At 46.7% G+C, this 16616-nt stretch carries 16 protein-coding genes and 2 tRNA genes; 2 read left to right on the forward strand and 16 right to left on the reverse strand.

Going from position 1 to position 16616, the window contains the following annotated elements:
* Nucleotides 1–88 precede the first annotated feature (88 nt).
* The 13 genes from HMPREF6485_RS09495 to HMPREF6485_RS09555 form a co-directional block, all read right to left on the reverse strand.
* Nucleotides 89–1540: an NADH-quinone oxidoreductase subunit N gene (locus tag HMPREF6485_RS09495; RefSeq protein ID WP_004346196.1), complete on the reverse strand. Its 1452-nt coding sequence runs from the start codon at nucleotides 1538–1540 to the stop codon at nucleotides 89–91.
* A 21-nt stretch (nucleotides 1541–1561) separates the two neighbouring features.
* Complete coding sequence (locus tag HMPREF6485_RS09500) at nucleotides 1562–3073, reverse strand: complex I subunit 4 family protein (RefSeq protein WP_004346197.1); 1512 nt, start codon at nucleotides 3071–3073, stop codon at nucleotides 1562–1564.
* A 29-nt stretch (nucleotides 3074–3102) separates the two neighbouring features.
* Entirely contained in the window at nucleotides 3103–5088 is a 1986-nt protein-coding gene (gene nuoL / locus HMPREF6485_RS09505) for an NADH-quinone oxidoreductase subunit L (protein ID WP_004346198.1), read from the reverse strand.
* 2 nt (nucleotides 5089–5090) lie between these two features.
* Nucleotides 5091–5399, reverse strand: coding sequence for an NADH-quinone oxidoreductase subunit NuoK (gene nuoK, locus HMPREF6485_RS09510; protein WP_004342231.1), 309 nt, complete (start codon nucleotides 5397–5399; stop codon nucleotides 5091–5093).
* A complete protein-coding gene (locus tag HMPREF6485_RS09515) occupies nucleotides 5396–5917 on the reverse strand; it encodes an NADH-quinone oxidoreductase subunit J family protein (protein WP_004342232.1) in 522 nt (173 codons plus the stop codon). Before HMPREF6485_RS09515 ends, nuoK begins: the two co-directional genes overlap by 4 nt.
* 4 nt (nucleotides 5918–5921) lie before the next feature.
* Nucleotides 5922–6455, reverse strand: coding sequence for a NuoI/complex I 23 kDa subunit family protein (locus HMPREF6485_RS09520; RefSeq protein WP_004346199.1), 534 nt, complete (start codon nucleotides 6453–6455; stop codon nucleotides 5922–5924).
* 12 nt (nucleotides 6456–6467) lie between these two features.
* On the reverse strand, nucleotides 6468–7553 hold the full coding sequence (gene nuoH / locus HMPREF6485_RS09525; protein WP_004346200.1) for an NADH-quinone oxidoreductase subunit NuoH: 1086 nt from the start codon (nucleotides 7551–7553) through the stop codon (nucleotides 6468–6470).
* Between the two features lie 2 nt (nucleotides 7554–7555).
* Nucleotides 7556–9118: an NADH-quinone oxidoreductase subunit D-related protein gene (locus HMPREF6485_RS09530; RefSeq protein ID WP_004346201.1), complete on the reverse strand. Its 1563-nt coding sequence runs from the start codon at nucleotides 9116–9118 to the stop codon at nucleotides 7556–7558.
* Nucleotides 9119–9130: 12 nt separating this feature from the next.
* On the reverse strand, nucleotides 9131–9994 hold the full coding sequence (locus HMPREF6485_RS09535) for an NADH-quinone oxidoreductase subunit B (RefSeq protein WP_004346202.1): 864 nt from the start codon (nucleotides 9992–9994) through the stop codon (nucleotides 9131–9133).
* On the reverse strand, nucleotides 9985–10332 hold the full coding sequence (locus HMPREF6485_RS09540) for an NADH-quinone oxidoreductase subunit A (protein ID WP_004342237.1): 348 nt from the start codon (nucleotides 10330–10332) through the stop codon (nucleotides 9985–9987). The genes HMPREF6485_RS09535 and HMPREF6485_RS09540 overlap by 10 nt, the downstream gene beginning before the upstream one ends.
* A gap of 505 nt (nucleotides 10333–10837) precedes the next feature.
* Nucleotides 10838–10910 (reverse strand) — tRNA-Gly (locus HMPREF6485_RS09545).
* A gap of 23 nt (nucleotides 10911–10933) precedes the next feature.
* A tRNA-Thr gene (locus HMPREF6485_RS09550) sits at nucleotides 10934–11006 on the reverse strand.
* A gap of 55 nt (nucleotides 11007–11061) precedes the next feature.
* Nucleotides 11062–13593 carry an ATP-dependent Clp protease ATP-binding subunit gene (locus HMPREF6485_RS09555; RefSeq protein ID WP_004346204.1) on the reverse strand — a complete coding sequence of 844 codons (2532 nt, stop codon included), beginning with the start codon at nucleotides 13591–13593 and terminating at the stop codon, nucleotides 11062–11064.
* Nucleotides 13594–13795: 202 nt separating this feature from the next.
* Here HMPREF6485_RS09555 and HMPREF6485_RS09560 point away from each other — a divergent pair, with 202 nt between their 5' ends.
* Nucleotides 13796–14224, forward strand: coding sequence for a hypothetical protein (locus tag HMPREF6485_RS09560; RefSeq protein ID WP_004346206.1), 429 nt, complete (start codon nucleotides 13796–13798; stop codon nucleotides 14222–14224).
* Between the two features lie 26 nt (nucleotides 14225–14250).
* Nucleotides 14251–14658, forward strand: a complete 408-nt coding sequence (locus tag HMPREF6485_RS09565; protein ID WP_007411313.1) for a YkvA family protein — start codon at nucleotides 14251–14253, stop codon at nucleotides 14656–14658.
* Between the two features lie 44 nt (nucleotides 14659–14702).
* Here the strand turns inward: HMPREF6485_RS09565 and HMPREF6485_RS09570 are convergent, their stop codons facing one another.
* Genes HMPREF6485_RS09570 through HMPREF6485_RS09580 form a run of 3 tightly spaced genes read right to left on the reverse strand, consistent with a single transcriptional unit; the run spans nucleotide 14703 to nucleotide 16611 of the window.
* On the reverse strand, nucleotides 14703–15317 hold the full coding sequence (locus HMPREF6485_RS09570; RefSeq protein WP_004346208.1) for a Maf-like protein: 615 nt from the start codon (nucleotides 15315–15317) through the stop codon (nucleotides 14703–14705).
* The gene (locus HMPREF6485_RS09575) at nucleotides 15311–15829 is read right to left on the reverse strand and encodes a KdsC family phosphatase (protein WP_004346209.1); all 519 of its coding nucleotides are present in this window, start codon (nucleotides 15827–15829) and stop codon (nucleotides 15311–15313) included. The genes HMPREF6485_RS09570 and HMPREF6485_RS09575 overlap by 7 nt, the downstream gene beginning before the upstream one ends.
* On the reverse strand, nucleotides 15826–16611 hold the full coding sequence (locus HMPREF6485_RS09580; protein WP_004346211.1) for a Rossmann-like and DUF2520 domain-containing protein: 786 nt from the start codon (nucleotides 16609–16611) through the stop codon (nucleotides 15826–15828). Before HMPREF6485_RS09580 ends, HMPREF6485_RS09575 begins: the two co-directional genes overlap by 4 nt.
* Nucleotides 16612–16616: the final 5 nt, after the last annotated feature.

Consider the following 16616-nt stretch of genomic DNA (forward strand, 5'->3'; position numbering starts at 1 on the left):
TAACATATAAAGCCAATAAAAAAGGAGAAATCCCATGACGAGTTGTGTCGTCATGGGATTTCTCCTTTTATCTTTGTGCTTGCAAAAACTATCCTACGGATGCAACGTTTATCCAATTATAAACAAATGAGCAAACGCCAAAAGCAACCACGCCAAGTGTACACAGAGCCAATGCCAGCTTGGTGTTAGCATGACTGGTGAAAGTCGGCAACGGATTATCATTATGTTTAATGAACATCGCTTTGACGATGAGCAAATAGTAGTAAAGGCTGACCACTGTATTCAACAAAGCAATAAATACCACTGCATACGCCAAGCCTCCCATTGTGGTAGTGATATCAGCTCCTTTCAATGCGGCCATGAAGACAAAAAACTTTGAAAACATGCCTGCAAAAGGTGGAATACCGCCCAAAGAGAACAAAGCCAATGTCATCAAGAAAGCCAACTTTGGATTGGTCTTATAAAGACCATTATAGCTATCCATGTCCACGACTCCCCCATTATGCTCCTCAATGGCACTGATGATGGTAAACACACTCATGTTGGCTACAACATAAACCAATACATAGTATGACAAAGCTGTCGTACTCATCGCATTGTCACCAACCACAGCCAACATAATATAACCGGCTTGGGAGATGGAGCTGAAGGCCATGAAGCGTTTCAAGTCACTCTGACGAATGGCAAAAAGATTGGCTACGGTAATGGAAAGGACTATCACAATGAAGAGCAAGTACTGCCAATACTCAAGCATCGGAGAGAAGACTTTCATCAAAATGGCACAGAGAGTAAAGGCGACGGCTCCTTTGGATACAACGGAAAGATAGCCCGTAACGGTTGTCGGTGCCCCTTGATAGGAATCGGCTGTCCAAAAGTGGAAAGGTACGAGAGAAATCTTGAAGCCAAGTCCACTGAAGAAGAACACAAGTCCCATGATTGTCAACGGTGAAGCCGTAAGGTTGATATCATCAAAATAAAGATTACCGGCTGCCGCATACAGGAAAGAGATGCCATACAACATCACTCCGCTTGAGAAGGTTGCCGTAAGAATAAACTTTGCACCGGCTTCTGCCGAATTGTGGCGATACTTGTCAAAGGCTACTAAACATGCCATGGGGACGGAAGCCATTTCCAATCCAAGAAAGAACAGAAGGAAATGGTTGGCACTTACCATCATGTTCATACCCAACAAAGTTGAGACTACGAGCATATAGAACTCTCCCTCTTTAAAGGCAGTATCTTTACGAGAAAGCCATTCCTTTGCCTGAATCATCACAATCAGTGTGCCCACGGCCAATATAGATTTGATGACACCTATGGAAGCATTGGTAGCATACATGCCGCCAAAAGTCGTACTTGTAGCAACAGGACTCAAATTGATAAGGATATGCACCAGCATCAACACACACATCAGTGGATTGAACCATTTACGCTCAGAAGCCTTAGAACTACAAAAGTCGGCAATGAAGGCTATTACCAGAATAGTCATCAGCGTGACCTCCGGTATCATCTTGAGAAATTGACTATAATCGATATTCATAATTATTTCTTCTTTTATCTGTTAAAGCGCAGCGATATTTGCAAAACTGCCAATGTGCTGAATGACGGGCCCTACCGCGCCTGTAATGATATGGCTTGCCCAATAAGGGAACAGGCCGAGACCGGCGACACAGGCAATCAGCCCTATGACTGCCACACGCTCATCCCAAGAGGCATCATGGAGTTTGTAGAACTCCTGATTGGGTACTTGCTGGAAAAGAATCTTACCAACAACGCGCAAGATGTAAACAGCCGTCACAACAATGGAGGTACAAGCGATGATGGTACATGCACGATGGAACGTGTCTGCATTTTCGAATGAACCTACGAAGATGGTCATTTCTGCAACAAAGCCAGAGAAGCCGGGAAGTCCCAAGTTGGCCAAACCGGCAATGACATAGCCGCATGAGAGGAAAGGCACGATCTTCATCAAGCCGCCGAGATAGCGTACATCACGCGTCCCAGCACGGTGATAAATCATACCAATGACAGCAAAGAACAAAGCAGTCATCAAGCCATGCGAGAGCATCTGAAGAATGGCACCGGTAATAGCGGTCTGCGTCATCATCAACAATGCAAAAAGCACCATGCCACAGTGTGATACAGAAGAATAAGCATTGATGTACTTCAAGTCGGTTTGCACACAGGCAGAGAATGCACCATAAACCACAGAGATGGTTGTCAGCACAAGGAAAACCGGTGCCCAAGTGTCAAGTGCACCAGGCAAGAGGTACATGGCGATGCGGAAACAGCCATATCCACCCAATTTCATCAGCACACCGGCATGAAGCATAGAGACTGCCGTCGGGGCACTGGCGTGACCATCGGGAGACCATGTGTGGAACGGGAACAGGGCACCAAGTACGCCGAAACCGATAAATACAAACGGGAAGAATACTTTTTGAACATTTTCCGGGATATTAGCCAAGGCCGCAATTTCATTGATATTCATGGTCGTTGCACCACTGAAGTAATAAATGCCCAAAATGCCAATAATCAGCAAGGCAGAACCGCCCATCAGCATCAACGTCAACTTCATGGCTGCATATTCCTTGGCTCCGGTTCCCCACACACCGATGAGAAGATACATGGGAATCAGTGCTACCTCATAGAACATGAACATGGTGAACAAGTCTACGGATATAAAGAAACCGAAGACACCTGTACTCAACAATACAAACCAAAGGAAATACTCCTTCTTCATGGGCTCCAGTTGCCAAGAAGCAAATGTACCTGTAAAGACAATGATGGCTGAAAGCAATATCATGACAACAGAGATGCCGTCGACACCAATAGCGTATTCGATATTGAGCGGTTCAAACCAAGGCACACTGTAAGTGAAAAGCATCGGATACTGGTCAGCAGGCATTGTCTCACGCAAATCAAGAAATGCGAAAACCAAATAGATGGCGAGTCCCAACAAACAAGTGGAACCGGCAACCATCACCCCACGCACCTGATTGTCATTCTTGGAAAGCCAAAGGCCTGCCAACATCAAAATGGGGATTACTACGAATAATGTTAATATATTCATCTTATTTTGATTCTTTTATTAGTGAGACATTACAGCATAATAGCAAGTAAGACCAAGGTCAATGCTATTGTACCCGTCAAGAACCACACGGCATAGGAACGCACATCGCCACTTTGCCATGGCCGGATGCTTTCGCCGGCTTCCTGTGTCCCCCATGCGAGGAAATTCATAAATCCATCAACACACTGACGGTCGAACCATGCTATGGGACGGCTGATGCAGCGGAAGATTACCTTATGAGTGACAAACTGCCAGATCTCATCCTGATAGAAACGCTTATAGGCCGCACGATGAAGTTTGGGGAATTTCCTGTAAAGGGCATCGGCAACTGGCTGCTTTTCACCTTTATAGATATAAGTGGCCAATGCGATGCTCAACAAAGCTATAACAATACTGGTTCCGGCAACAGCCCAATCAAGGTGGATATCATAAGCCTGACCGCTCGCACTCACAAAGTGACCGAATGGCATCCAACTGCCATCCAGAGGGAGCCAACCACAGACTATGGTGATGGCGGAAAGGAATATCAGCGGAAAGGTCATAGTCAGAGGAGCCTCATGGGGCGTGTGCTCTGCATGAAGTTCCTTATTCTCCGTCCCCCAGAATATCCCATAATAAAGACGGAACATATAGAAAGCCGTCATGGCTGCCACACCGGTCATGATCCATCCCACTATCGGACTGTAGTGCATACAAGCGGTAAGAATCTCGTCTTTAGAGAAGAACCCCGAAAATGGAGGAATGCCTGCAATAGCCAAACATGAAATCAAGAATGTGGCATGGGTGATGGGCATATATTTGCGAAGCCCCCCCATAGCCAACATCTCGTTGGAGTGTACGGCATGGATGATACAGCCGGCTCCAAGGAATAGGCAAGCCTTGAACATGGCGTGTGTGAACAGATGGAACATACCGGCCATATACCCCAGCTGAGTGTGATTGTCAAGCACAGCCTCATGGCCGGGAAGGCTGACACCTAAAGATACCATCATGAAAGCAATCTGCGAAATGGTCGAGAAAGCCAACACTCGTTTGATATCGCTTTGCGCACAAGCCACAGCAGCTGCATAGAAAGCGGTAAAGACACCAACCCAAACCACAATGCTCATCTGTTCGGGAGCATATTGCACCCACAAAGGAAACATACGGGCTATTTGGAAAACGCCGGCAACAACCATAGTAGCAGCATGAATTAATGCTGAAACAGGTGTCGGACCCTCCATGGCATCCGGTAACCAAATGTGCAGTGGGAACATGGCACTCTTACCAGCTCCACCAATGAACATCAGCACCAATGCCGTGGGCAAAATCAAGCCACCGGCCGTAACAGCCTTCACAGTATCACATGCTATAAAAGGAGTAGTGCCTGCGCCCATCACAATGTCACCGACAAAGGAGAAGCTGAATGACTGGGTGTAATAACCGAAGATCAGAATACCGATCAAAAAGAACATATCGGCAAAGCGTGTAACGATGAAAGCCTTTTTGGAGGCTGCCACAGCTGCATGCAAGGGATAATAGAATCCGATGAGCAGATAGGAAGACACACCCACAAGCTCCCAAAAAAGATACATCTGGAAAATGTTCGTGGCCACAACCAGTCCGAGCATAGACATGGTGAATAACGACAGGAAGGCATAATAACGCTGAAAACCTTTTTCGCCGTGCATGTATCCAAAGGAATAGATGTGAACCATCAAGCTCACCGTGGATATCACTATCAGCATCATCACCGAGATGGGATCAAGCAAGATGCCCATGTCAAAATGCAAATTACCCAAGGGCAACCATGTAAAATTATAGGGCACCATTGTGGCGTATGTCCCATCGGCACCACGATCTGCTGTAAAATACAGGAAAGCCGTCATATAGGAAAGGACCGTCACGATACCGAGTGAAGTGGTACCGATGAGTCCGGCCAGCTTATGTGACATTTTCATTCCCGCCAAAGCCAACACGACAAATGAGAGCGCAGGAAGAAGAAGTATCAAAAATACATAACTGTAATCCATCATTTTTATAATTTCATGTTTTCAATACTGTTCACCTGATCACTGTGATAGTTGCGGTAAACGTTGATAATAATGGCAATAGCCACAGCTGTCTCGGCAGCACTCACACCGATGGAAAACAGTGTGAAGAAGAACCCTTCAAGTTGTCCCGGGAACAGAATACGGTTGATCACAGCAAAGTTGAGATCAGCTGCATTCAAAATAAGTTCCACGGAAATGAGCATGGCTATCAAATTACGGCGGGTGACGAAACCGAACACGCCGATAAAGAACAAAAGTGCGCTAAGCACCAAATAACATCCTACTGGTATCATTTGTCATCCTCCTTTCTTGCTATCATTATACCCCCAATAATGCAGGCCAGAAGAAATACAGAGATGAACTCAAAAGGCAGTACATACTGATATTTCTCCGAACCTAAAAGGGCTGTACCTATAGTATTCATGGGTATTTCCCCCACAGCAGACTGGGCAGCAAAATCTATAAAACGGTTTTTAAGCAATACCACTACCACCGTGGCCAAGCCGACAAGCGAAACAACAGCACCTCCAAGCACACGACTGCCCTTGAAGCGTTCCACGACTCCTTGAAGAGTCTGCTTGCTAACCAACTGAATGGCAAAGATGTAGACCATCGTGATGCCACCGGCATAGACTGCTATCTGTGCCGTACCAAGAAAGGTGTAGTCAAGCAGAAAATAAATGCCTGCAACACCGAACAGCACGAACAGCAAAAAAGTGGCAGCCCGCATAATCCTTTTAGTCATCACGCACATGACGGCCGAACCTAGAATGACCGCAGCCAAAATGCAAAACATTACTATATTTGCCATCTTTCTATTTTGTTTTGGTGTTAAACTTACCTATCTCCAGCGGAGCTCCACCCTTGATGAGTCCGGGCAACGAACCGCCTTTATAAACCTCCTTGTCAAGATGGAGCACCAACTTACTGCGGTCGAAGACTGCCTGCTCAAAATCGTTGGTAAACTCAATGGCATCAAAATTGCAGGCGTTCACGCAAAGTTGGCAGAACATACAGTCGCCGAGATCGTATTGATAATCTATCAACTGGCGTTTTTTCTTGCCGGTCTCAGGGTCGGCAACCATTTCATGTGTAAGCACAATAGTTCCGTTAGGACATGCCTTCTCACACATCGTACAGGCCACACATCTGTGATTCTCGTTCTCATCACGCTTAAAGACCAGACGGCCACGATGACGAGGACTCAAATGGAGAGTGGTCTTGCGGTTTTCAGGATACTGCTCTGTGCTCTTCGGTGTGAAATACTCTCGCAGAGTGGTTTTCATACCAACAGCGAGCGTCTTCATGGCAGCACCAATCTCACCGAAATATGATTGTTTCTTTTCCATTTCTTTAATCTATTATAAAGTCCAGTCCAATGCTACACAAACGGTAGTGAGAACCAACACAAAGAGCATCAGGGGCATGAGATACTTCCATTCCAGCTTTAATATCTGGTCGACACGCAGACGAGGAAAGGTCCACTTGACCCACATGAGCAACCACACCACAAAGAATGCTTTGCCAAAGAACCAAACAAAACCCGGGATGTGGTTCATCACATTGTCGAAGGCAACGACACCAATATTAAGAGGTGCCCAACCACCGAGGAAAACGGCGGCAGCCAAACCGGAAATAACAAAGAGATTGAGGTATTCAGCAAGATAATAAAAACCGAATCCCATGCCGGAATACTCGGTATGATAACCTGCAGTCAGCTCACTCTCAGCCTCAGCCAAGTCGAAAGGTCCGCGGTTGGCTTCTGCATTACCTGCCACAAGGAACACCAAGAAAGCCAGAATGGCAGGAATATGTCCTTGCACCACCAGCCACTTCCACGGTCCGGTCTGAGCCTCGACAATACCACTCATCTGCATCGTACCGGTAATGGCAACAGCACTGATCAGACAAAGGCCGAGCGACATTTCGTAGGAAATCATCTGCACGGCACCACGCATGGCCGACACTACAGAATACTTGTTGTTGGAACCCCAACCGGCAAGGAAAATACCCAATACGCCAATAGAACTGATAGCCGTCACAAGAAACACCCCCACATTGAAGTCAAGCACGTGCATGCCCTTATTCCAAGGAAGGAACGAGAATGTTCCAACAGAAGCCACAATCACCAGGAAAGGAGCAATGTAGTAAAGCATGTGGTCGGCCTTGTCCACCACAAAGATTTCCTTGATGAGCATCTTCAGTACATCAGCAAACACTTGCAACAAGCCCCAAGGGCCCACGCGCATAGGTCCAACACGGCACTGAAAATAGGCACATACCTTACGTTCCATGAAGATCAACACAATGGCTATCAAGGCGTATGCCAACAGAATGCCTACACCCACAAGCACACACTCTATCAGAATAGCCGGAAAATCTCCGAGACCCAAAGTCTGGCGAAGCAGCAGGTCTATCCAATTTGAAACTATACTAAAATCGAACATAACTATCTATCAATATCAGGAATAATATAATCTAAACCGGCACCGACCGTAATCAAGTCAGCTACTTTTTCGCCACGACACATCTCGTCAAGAGCGGCCACAAGGTTCAATCCCATGGGACGAAGCTTCAAGCGATAGGGTGACTTGTCACCACGACTGTCAAGATAGACACCTATCTCACCACGACTGCCCTCGGTGGAAAAGTACCATTGCCCTTCGGGCACTTTGATGACCGGCTTCTGCTTGATGTAGAAATCACCCTCTGGGATATTGTCTATCAGCTGTTCGATGATACGGATGCTCTGCTTAATTTCCGCTATGCGGTTATAGTAGCGGCCCATGCTATCGCGTGTATCACAAACAACCTCTTCAAAGTCCACCTCGCCATAGAGTGCGTACGGATGATTTTTGCGCACATCGCTACGCCAATCGGAGGCGCGTCCGGAGCATCCGGTCACACCATAGCTGATACAGTTCTTCTTATCCATGACACCCACCTTCTCCAAACGATTGTGCGTGATGACATTGTCACCAAATACATCCAAATATTCCTGAATCATGGGTTTGAGGTAAGTGCAAAGTGTCTTGACATTCTGCACAAAGTTGGGGTCGATGTCCTCCTGTACACCACCAATGCGGTAGTAATTCTGTATGAGGCGGCCGCCGGTGGTCTCTTCCATGACATTGAGCACGTGTTCACGGTCGCGCATGCAATAGAGGAAAGCCGTCAGGGCACCGAGATCTTGGGCGAAACATCCCAAATAGAGCAGGTGGGAATCGATACGTTGAAGCTCGTCCATGATGGTACGAATGTACTTGATACGATCGGAGAGTTCCACACCCATAGCCTCTTCTATGACACCACAAAGGGCATGACGAGTCTGCATAGCACTCAAATAATCCATGCGGTCGGTCAAAGCCAATGTTTGCGGATAAGTATAACTCTCACACATTTTCTCAATACCGCGGTGGATATATCCCAAATGGGGATAAATCTTCTTGATGGTCTCACCGTCGAGAATGGTCTGAAGGCGAAGCACACCGTGGGTGGAAGGATGCTGCGGTCCGATATTGATAACGAAGTCGTCATCGGTGAATAGCTTGTTCTGCTTGCTCACAAGGTTGCCATTCCTGTCAAGAGAATATTCCAAGCCATAGTCGGGTTCCTCATCATCCACAAGCGAATAAGTGCCCTCGGGCCGGAAATCCTTGCGGAGCGGATAACCCTTAAAGTCATTTCTCAGATAAAGACGCCGCATGTCGGGGTGTCCGAGGAACTTAATCCCCAGAAAATCATACACCTCACGTTCGAGAAGATTTGAAATCTTCCACAAGTGGTAAGTCGTAGGAAGCACGTGGTCATCGCCAATCTGTTTGGCAATCTGCTTGACACTCACACGTTCGTGCGTGTCGGTGTTCTCAAGAATATAGATACATCCGAGACCTTCTTCTCCGAAGTCTTCACCTACAATCGTAACAAGGTAGTCGAAATGCTTCTCATTCTTCAACTTTGTCATCTCCGAGACAAAGTTATCAAAACCGAATTCTTTGTTTTCTAATTTCATTTTTCCACCTTATTATATATTAGTGTTCTCAGATGCCACGTCAGCAACTGCTGGCTGTTCTCCACTCTTCAGCTTATCGAGTTCGTTGCCGAGCTTCTCCACTTCTTCCTTGGAGGGAGCCTTGTCCACGACGATGGTATCTTTCTTGGGGGCAGGGGCCGGTTTGGCCGGAGCCTTGGCAGGGGCCGGGGCAGCCGCAGTCCCCCACTCTTCGGCACGTGCCTTGCGCACCTCTTCTACGGAAATGCCCAGTTTGTTCTCAAACGTCAACTCCTCGTTGCTCTTGCCCAACAGGCGTTCTTCTGCATTCTGCTTATGGTTGGCTCCACCGAAAAATTTCTCGACCTTCACCTTACGCTGCAACTGCATCATGCCATACATGATAGCTTCGGGACGCGGTGGGCATCCGGGGATATAAACATCTACAGGGATTATCTCGTCAATGCCTCGAACAACATGGTAGCTGCTCTTGAACGGGCCGCCGGAAACGGCACAACCACCGACAGCTACAACATATTTGGGTTCGGCCATCTCGTCGTAAAGCCGCTTGAGAGCCGGGGCCATCTTGTTGGTGATAGTGCCGGCACACATAATTAAGTCGGCTTGGCGAGGTGAGTTGCGAGTCACCTCAAAACCAAAACGAGAAAAGTCGTAACGGGCACATCCCGTAGCCATAAACTCAATGCCACAACAAGAAGTGGCAAAAGTGAGTGACCAAAGAGAATTGCTACGCCCCCAGTTGATCAACTGGTCAAGATTGCCAAGTACAAGGTTCACACCACCCTCATTAAGCTCATCGGCCATTTTCTCAAGGGTGCCATTGTCTTTCCAATCATCGTAAGGGACAGCTTTGATTTTAGGCTTTCTTACTTCCATTCCAATGCTCCTTTCCGCCAGGCATAGGCCAGCCCAAATACCAATACCAACAGGAAAAAGCCAATACTCAAGAGAGCCATGACTCCAAACTGCTTAACAACGACTGCCCATGGATAGAGAAACACGGTCTCTATGTCGAACATCAGGAAAAGGATAGCGAAGAGGTAGTAGCCGATATGTACAGGCAGCCAGGAAGAGCCGCGGGTAGGCACACCACACTCAAATGGTTCTCCTTTAACCGGATTGTAGGAACGGGGCCCTATCAACTTGGCGATGGCATAGGCCGCAACTACCAAGACGACAGCCGTTAACAAAACGGTGATAAACAAATAATACATAAAAGATCTATAACGTTATTTAAATATTGCTCGCCAAGACAGAAGCTATCTGTCAATGCGTGTGCAAAGTTAATAATTAATTCGCAAACATTTCAAATTATTATTGAAAAAAACACGAGGTTTGCAAAATACACTTTACAAAACAGAAGGTTTACTTTGCAAAAAACTTATATCCAGAAGCTTGCGTGTGAAGTTGTACAGAAAATAAGGATAATATTCAGATGGGACACCATACAGGAAGCCAATAACGGAATGGAAAATGCAAAGACTTGAGGGAAGTACATACGTGCCGGTTCGGTATGGGAATGAAGACACCAAAAAGTTTATATCTGTGTATTCACGCTTCATAAAGGTTCTATTATTTGACCAACTATTGTTGAATCGTTCAACACACAGCAATATTATTTGACAGAGAAAGGGGCATATAGGTCCAACACAGTTCCATAAATACGCTTCCATTCATGGAGACTTACGAAAAAAAATAAGCGGATGGGGAAAATAATTGAGCGGCAAGCGGGGGTCGAACCCGTGACCTTCGGCTTGGGAAGCCGACGCTCTACCAACTGAGCTATTGCCGCAAGAGTAAAACGATCTTTGCTTGAGCCGATACCGGGACTCGAACCCGGGACCTACGCATTACGAATGCGTTGCTCTACCAACTGAGCCATATCGGCAAATGCGAGTGCAAAGGTAATATATTTTTTTGAACTCGCAAATTTTTCCGTTATTTTATTTGAATGTCAATTCATCTTTGTCAGAATCCTTGTCAACAGAAATCATGCTACCCGGTTGAAGTTCTCCGCTCAACAGACGTTCACATACTCCGTCTTCAATATAATTCTGGATGGCACGTTTCAACGGACGCGCCCCAAACTGAACATCGTAGCCTTTGGTTGCCACAAACTCCTTGGCCTTATCACTGATTTGGAGCTGGTAGCCTAAGGCTTCCACGCGCTTGTATAATCCTCGTAACTCCAGTTCGACAATCTTTTTGATAGCGTCCAAATCCAATTGGTCAAACGTGATAATTTCGTCAAGACGATTAAGAAATTCGGGAGAGAACTGCCTGCTCAGACTCTTTTGAATGATGGAACGGGCATATTGCTTGTCTGCTTCATTCAAGCTTAATCCCAATGTGCCTCCGGCCGCAAAACCGATACCACGCCCAAACTCCTTGAGTTGGCGGGTTCCGGCATTGGAAGTCATGATGATTACCGTATTTCTGAAATCGATCAATCGTCCGTTCCCATCGGTCAACCGCCCTTCATCAAGAACCTGTAAAAGCAGATTGAATACGTTGCCATGAGCCTTTTCTATCTCATCCAGCAAAACGATGGAGTAAGGTTTTCTGCGCACACGCTCCGTCAATTGTCCGCCCTCTTCATAGCCGACATATCCCGGAGGGGCACCTATGAGGCGTGAGGTGTTAAACGATTCCGTGTATTCACTCATGTCAATACGGATAAGGGCGTCACTAGAACCGAACATGTCTTCTGCAAGCTTTTTGGCCAGATAGGTCTTACCCACGCCGGTAGGCCCAAGAAACATGAATACTCCAATAGGATGGTTGGGGTCTTTCAGGCCCACTCTGTTGCGTTGGATGGCCTTCACCATCTTGTCAATGGCAGCATCTTGGGCTATGACATTGTTTTTCAGGCTTTCGGCCATGTGTTTCAGCCTCACGCCTTCTCCCTCGGCAATGCGCTGCACGGGCACACCGGTCATTACGGACACAACATCCGCCACCATATTTTCCGTAACCTCCTCACGCTGTCCATTGTCTCCCCGTTGCCAATCGTTCTGCAGCTGACGCAATTCCTTTTCAAGTTCGGTCTGTCGGTCACGATAACTTGCAGCCAACTCAAAGTTCTGACTGCATACAGCATGTTGCTTCTTCTCTTTCACATCGCTGATTTCCTTTTCTTTGTCCGTGATCTCAGCAGGTACCGTAGCATGTTGCAGATGGACTCTTGCCCCTACCTCATCCATCACATCAATGGCTTTGTCGGGAAAAGCTCGGTCGGTAATATACCGATCTGCCAGTTTGACACATGCCTCAAGAGCCTCGTCTGAGTATGCCACATGATGGTGATGTTCATACCGGTCTTTGATATTCTGAAGTATCTGCAGGGTTTCGTGAGCAGTCGTAGCCTCAACGATAACCTTTTGGAATCGTCGTTCCAAAGCACCATCCTTTTCTATCGAGTTGCGGTATTCATCAAGCGTTGTGGCCCCAATACACTGTATGGTACCACGAGCCAAAGCCGGTTTCAGGATATTAGCTGCATCCATAGAACCGGAGGTGTTTCCTGCTCCGATAATGGTATGTATCTCATCAATGAAGACAATGATATCATCATTCTGTTCCAACTCCTTGATGAGCGACTTGATACGCTCTTCAAATTGACCACGATATTTCGTACCGGCCACGATGCCGGTCATATCAAGACTCACAACCCTCTTGTTGAAAAGGACAGGCGATGTATGGCGCTTCACAATGAGTTGGGCAAGTCCTTCTACAATGGCACTTTTTCCTACTCCCGGTTCACCTATCAATATTGGATTATTTTTCTTGCGACGGCCTAAGATTTCCGACACCCTCTGAATCTCTTTTTCACGCCCTACGACAGGGTCAAGTTTTCCTTCAGCTGCAGCCCGTGTCAAATCGGTCGAGAAATTGTCAAGCACAGGGGTCTTCCCGCCCCCGGCCTGGCCAGTCGCAGTGGCTGTCGCCCGTTGTCCGTCTTTATCACGAGAAAGCATTGGTTCTCCGTCTTCCTCTTCTTCATCGGCCATGTGTAAGCCATCAGCTATGGGCTTTCTAGTGATAGCTTGATAAGTATGCAATATGGTGTCATACTGCACGTTATATTCTTCAAGTACATCTTTAGCCCCATTCCCCGACTGGTCGTGCAGGATGGCAAAAAGGATGTGCTCCGCTTCGACCATTGTCGAGTGAAGAATGCGTGCCTCAAGCACGGCAAGGCGCAGGATATTACTCGCCTTTTCATTGAGAATCGGTTCCATCGTGTTGACAGGTTCTTTCTGTTCTTGGCTTCTCACATGCTCTTCCAAAGCTGCCTTTATATTGCCCAATTCAATATCCAACGAAATGAGTAAGTTAAGTACAGTGCCCTTCCTTTCTCTCATCAAGCCAAGCATCAGATGTTCGGGGCCAACGCTTGAACTCGCCAAGCGTGTAGCCTCTTCCCTGCTGAACGCCAGTATTTGGGAAACCTTAGGTGAAAATTGACTTGTCATATTTATATATCCTTTCTTTTCATTCTACTAAAGTACAATTATTTCTTGGTTGTTGCAAACATTATGCCAACTTTAACTATGTTTATAAACTCAAACCGCGAATAAGACGAGTTTTAACAGCCTGTTTGCCGCTACATTGTAAGCCTACATGTTAAAAACCTACAAATCTATAATATTACGACTCCTCAAACGTTGAAAGAGTATGAGATATGTAGAACAAAGAAATCTGCTTGACGATTTCGAGCATTTGGTGACGGGGGCTATCGAAGAATACAAGGATGCCCCCGGTTTTCCTAAACTTGACGCCTATGGTATCACGCAAGAAGAACTCTCGGACTATCTTTTCGACAAACAAGCTATCCTCGACGGGGGCGGTTCGAAGCGTACTAATTACACAATAGCCGGCATACTCATTGTGTTGCCTGTTATCATTCTATCGGCTTTTCCGGAAGAAAGCTATCCGTGGGGCAGCTGGACACTTTTATTGTGTATCGGTATCGGGGTGTTGCTTGCCCTGTTTGTAACTTCATTGAAAAACATGTTCAAGCAAGTGCGTCTGCACAGACACGCCCGTTCAAAGATGGAAAGTTACATAAATGCTGTACTACTTTTCAAAGAACAACATGGTTAAAACCTTTTAATCAAACAATAATGGATATGCAATTACCGGATTTTATGTCTTATCGCGACAGATTCTCAAACAATGGCTTTATTGAGAAGATTTCACGCATCGCAAAACGTGCAGGCATCAAATTGGTCTACGTGGCCTTGATTCTCTATTACACCCTCGAAAGCGACAAAGTCTCCGTGAAGGATAAAGCCATTATCATTGGTGCATTAGGCTATCTCATCAGCCCGTTGGATGTAGTTCCGGATGCAATTCCCATAGCCGGCTTGGGTGATGATCTGGCAGTGCTCCTCTACGTTCTCCACAAGATATGGGGTGAGGTATCTGACGATGTCAAGGAAAAAGCCAAATCAAAACTTTCCATTTGGTTTGACGAAGACGAGCTAAAGGAAACAAGCAACATTTTCGATGAGGACCCAACAAGCGGTCCGATCTAAAAGAAGGCATCCCACGCTTTGTCAAAGCCAAGAGTTTGTGTATGTCAATTTGACGTAGGCATCGTCCATTCCACCATCTTTTCCAGCTCTTCATAGATGCGCTGTACAGGCAGTCCCATAACATTATAATAGCTGCCTTTTAACCCTGTACATCCGATATACCCAATCCATTCTTGAATGCCATACGCTCCCGCCTTGTCGAAAGGTCGATAGGTGTCTATATAATAGTCTATCTCACATTCGGCAAGCACCTTGAAAGTGACCTCCGTGCGCACCGAGAAATGATGTTTCTGCCCACGTGTCATCAAGCACACGCCCGTTATCACATGGTGTGTCTTCCCACTTAATGTTCTCAGCATCTGTATAGCTTCCTCTGCATTTTGGGGTTTGCCGAATATCCGTCCGTCCAAAATCACGACGGTGTCTGCCGTAATGACAAGTTTGCCGTCTTCTGTCAGTAAGGAGGTATATGCTTCGGCCTTTTTTTGCGCAAGATATTCGGGCACATCGTCAGCCTTGACAGTATCGGGGTAGCTCTCATCCACATCGGGAAGAACAACCACCTCGAAAGGCATACCGAGACCGGCAAGCAGCTCACGCCGCCGGGGGCTGCCACTTGCTAAGATTATTTTCTTTAACTGCTCTTTCATTTTTACCATCCAAAAGCTTTTTTATCTGCCATCCATAGTCCTTGTGTACGAAGAACTTGTTCGAGTACATCCCGCCCAAACCCTTCTCCTCCACGGAAGGTAGACACATAATTGCTAATTTCCTTTATCTCGGAAGCGGCATCCGACGGGCAACATGAACAACCACAGCGGTTCATGACTTCGTAGTCGGGAATGTCATCTCCGCAATAGATAACCTCCTCGTCATTTAACCCATAACGCGAAAGGAAATCTTCATAAGACTTTAACTTGACCGCGCACTCCATGTAAATGTCTTCCACGCCAAGATGCCGGTAGCGCATACGCACGGCCTCGGTGTTACCCCCTGTCATAATGGCAATACGGAGTCCCATCTTTTGTGCCAGCTGAATGGCATAGCCGTCTTTGATATTCACGGTGCGCAACGGCTCGCCGTTCCCCGCCAAAGTGATCGTCTGGCACGAAAGCACCCCGTCCACATCAAAGACCACGGCCTTTATTTTGTTTAAATCATAATTTATCATTGTCTGGAATGTTGAAGTGCATATTGATAGATTCCACTGCTTAACAATCTATATACCTCTTGCAGGTAGGGCTCATGGTTCAAAAGGTCTGTCTGGGCCTTAATCACATTCTCATCATAGCGCACAGCCGGACCGGTCTGGGCCTCCAAAGGCGACATTTCCCCAGCCTTGCGGGCCGTTTCTTCGATAAGCGGAAGCATCACGTCAAACGGCAGACCGTGGGCGGCGAGGACTTCGCCGGAAAGGCTGTAACAATGGTTAACAAAGTTACAGGCAAAGACCGCGGCAAGATGTAGATACTTTCGTTCTTCCGAGGACAAATCATAGATTCGATTGGAGATGGTCTTCGCCAAAGCGTGGAGCATCGAATATGCCGTTTGGTCGTTAGTCTCCAGAAAACAGGGAATATTTGAGAAATCCATTTCGCGAGTTTTGCTGAAGGTTTGCAATGGATAAAAGACTCCATAGTGGCAAACTGTCTCTTGAAATATGTCCAACGGCATCGAACCTGCCGTATGGCAAAACACCTTTTCCTTGATATTCCGGCCCACTTGTGGCACTAACTCTCTAAGCGCATCATCTTTAATGGCAAAAATATAGATGTCTGCCCGATTGTCAATCTCACCAATATTATCGACAAACTCTCCGCCGACTAAGGTCGCGAGTTTGCCGGCCGATTCTTTTGTCCGACTATACACTTGTGTAATCGTGTGTCCGCCTCTCACCAGCGCCTTCCCTAAATTAGTGGCAAGACGACCGGCTCCTATCAAACAAACTTTCATGCCGG

This window comes from Segatella buccae ATCC 33574 (assembly GCF_000184945.1).
Taxonomy (GTDB): Bacteria; Bacteroidota; Bacteroidia; order Bacteroidales; family Bacteroidaceae; genus Prevotella; species Prevotella buccae.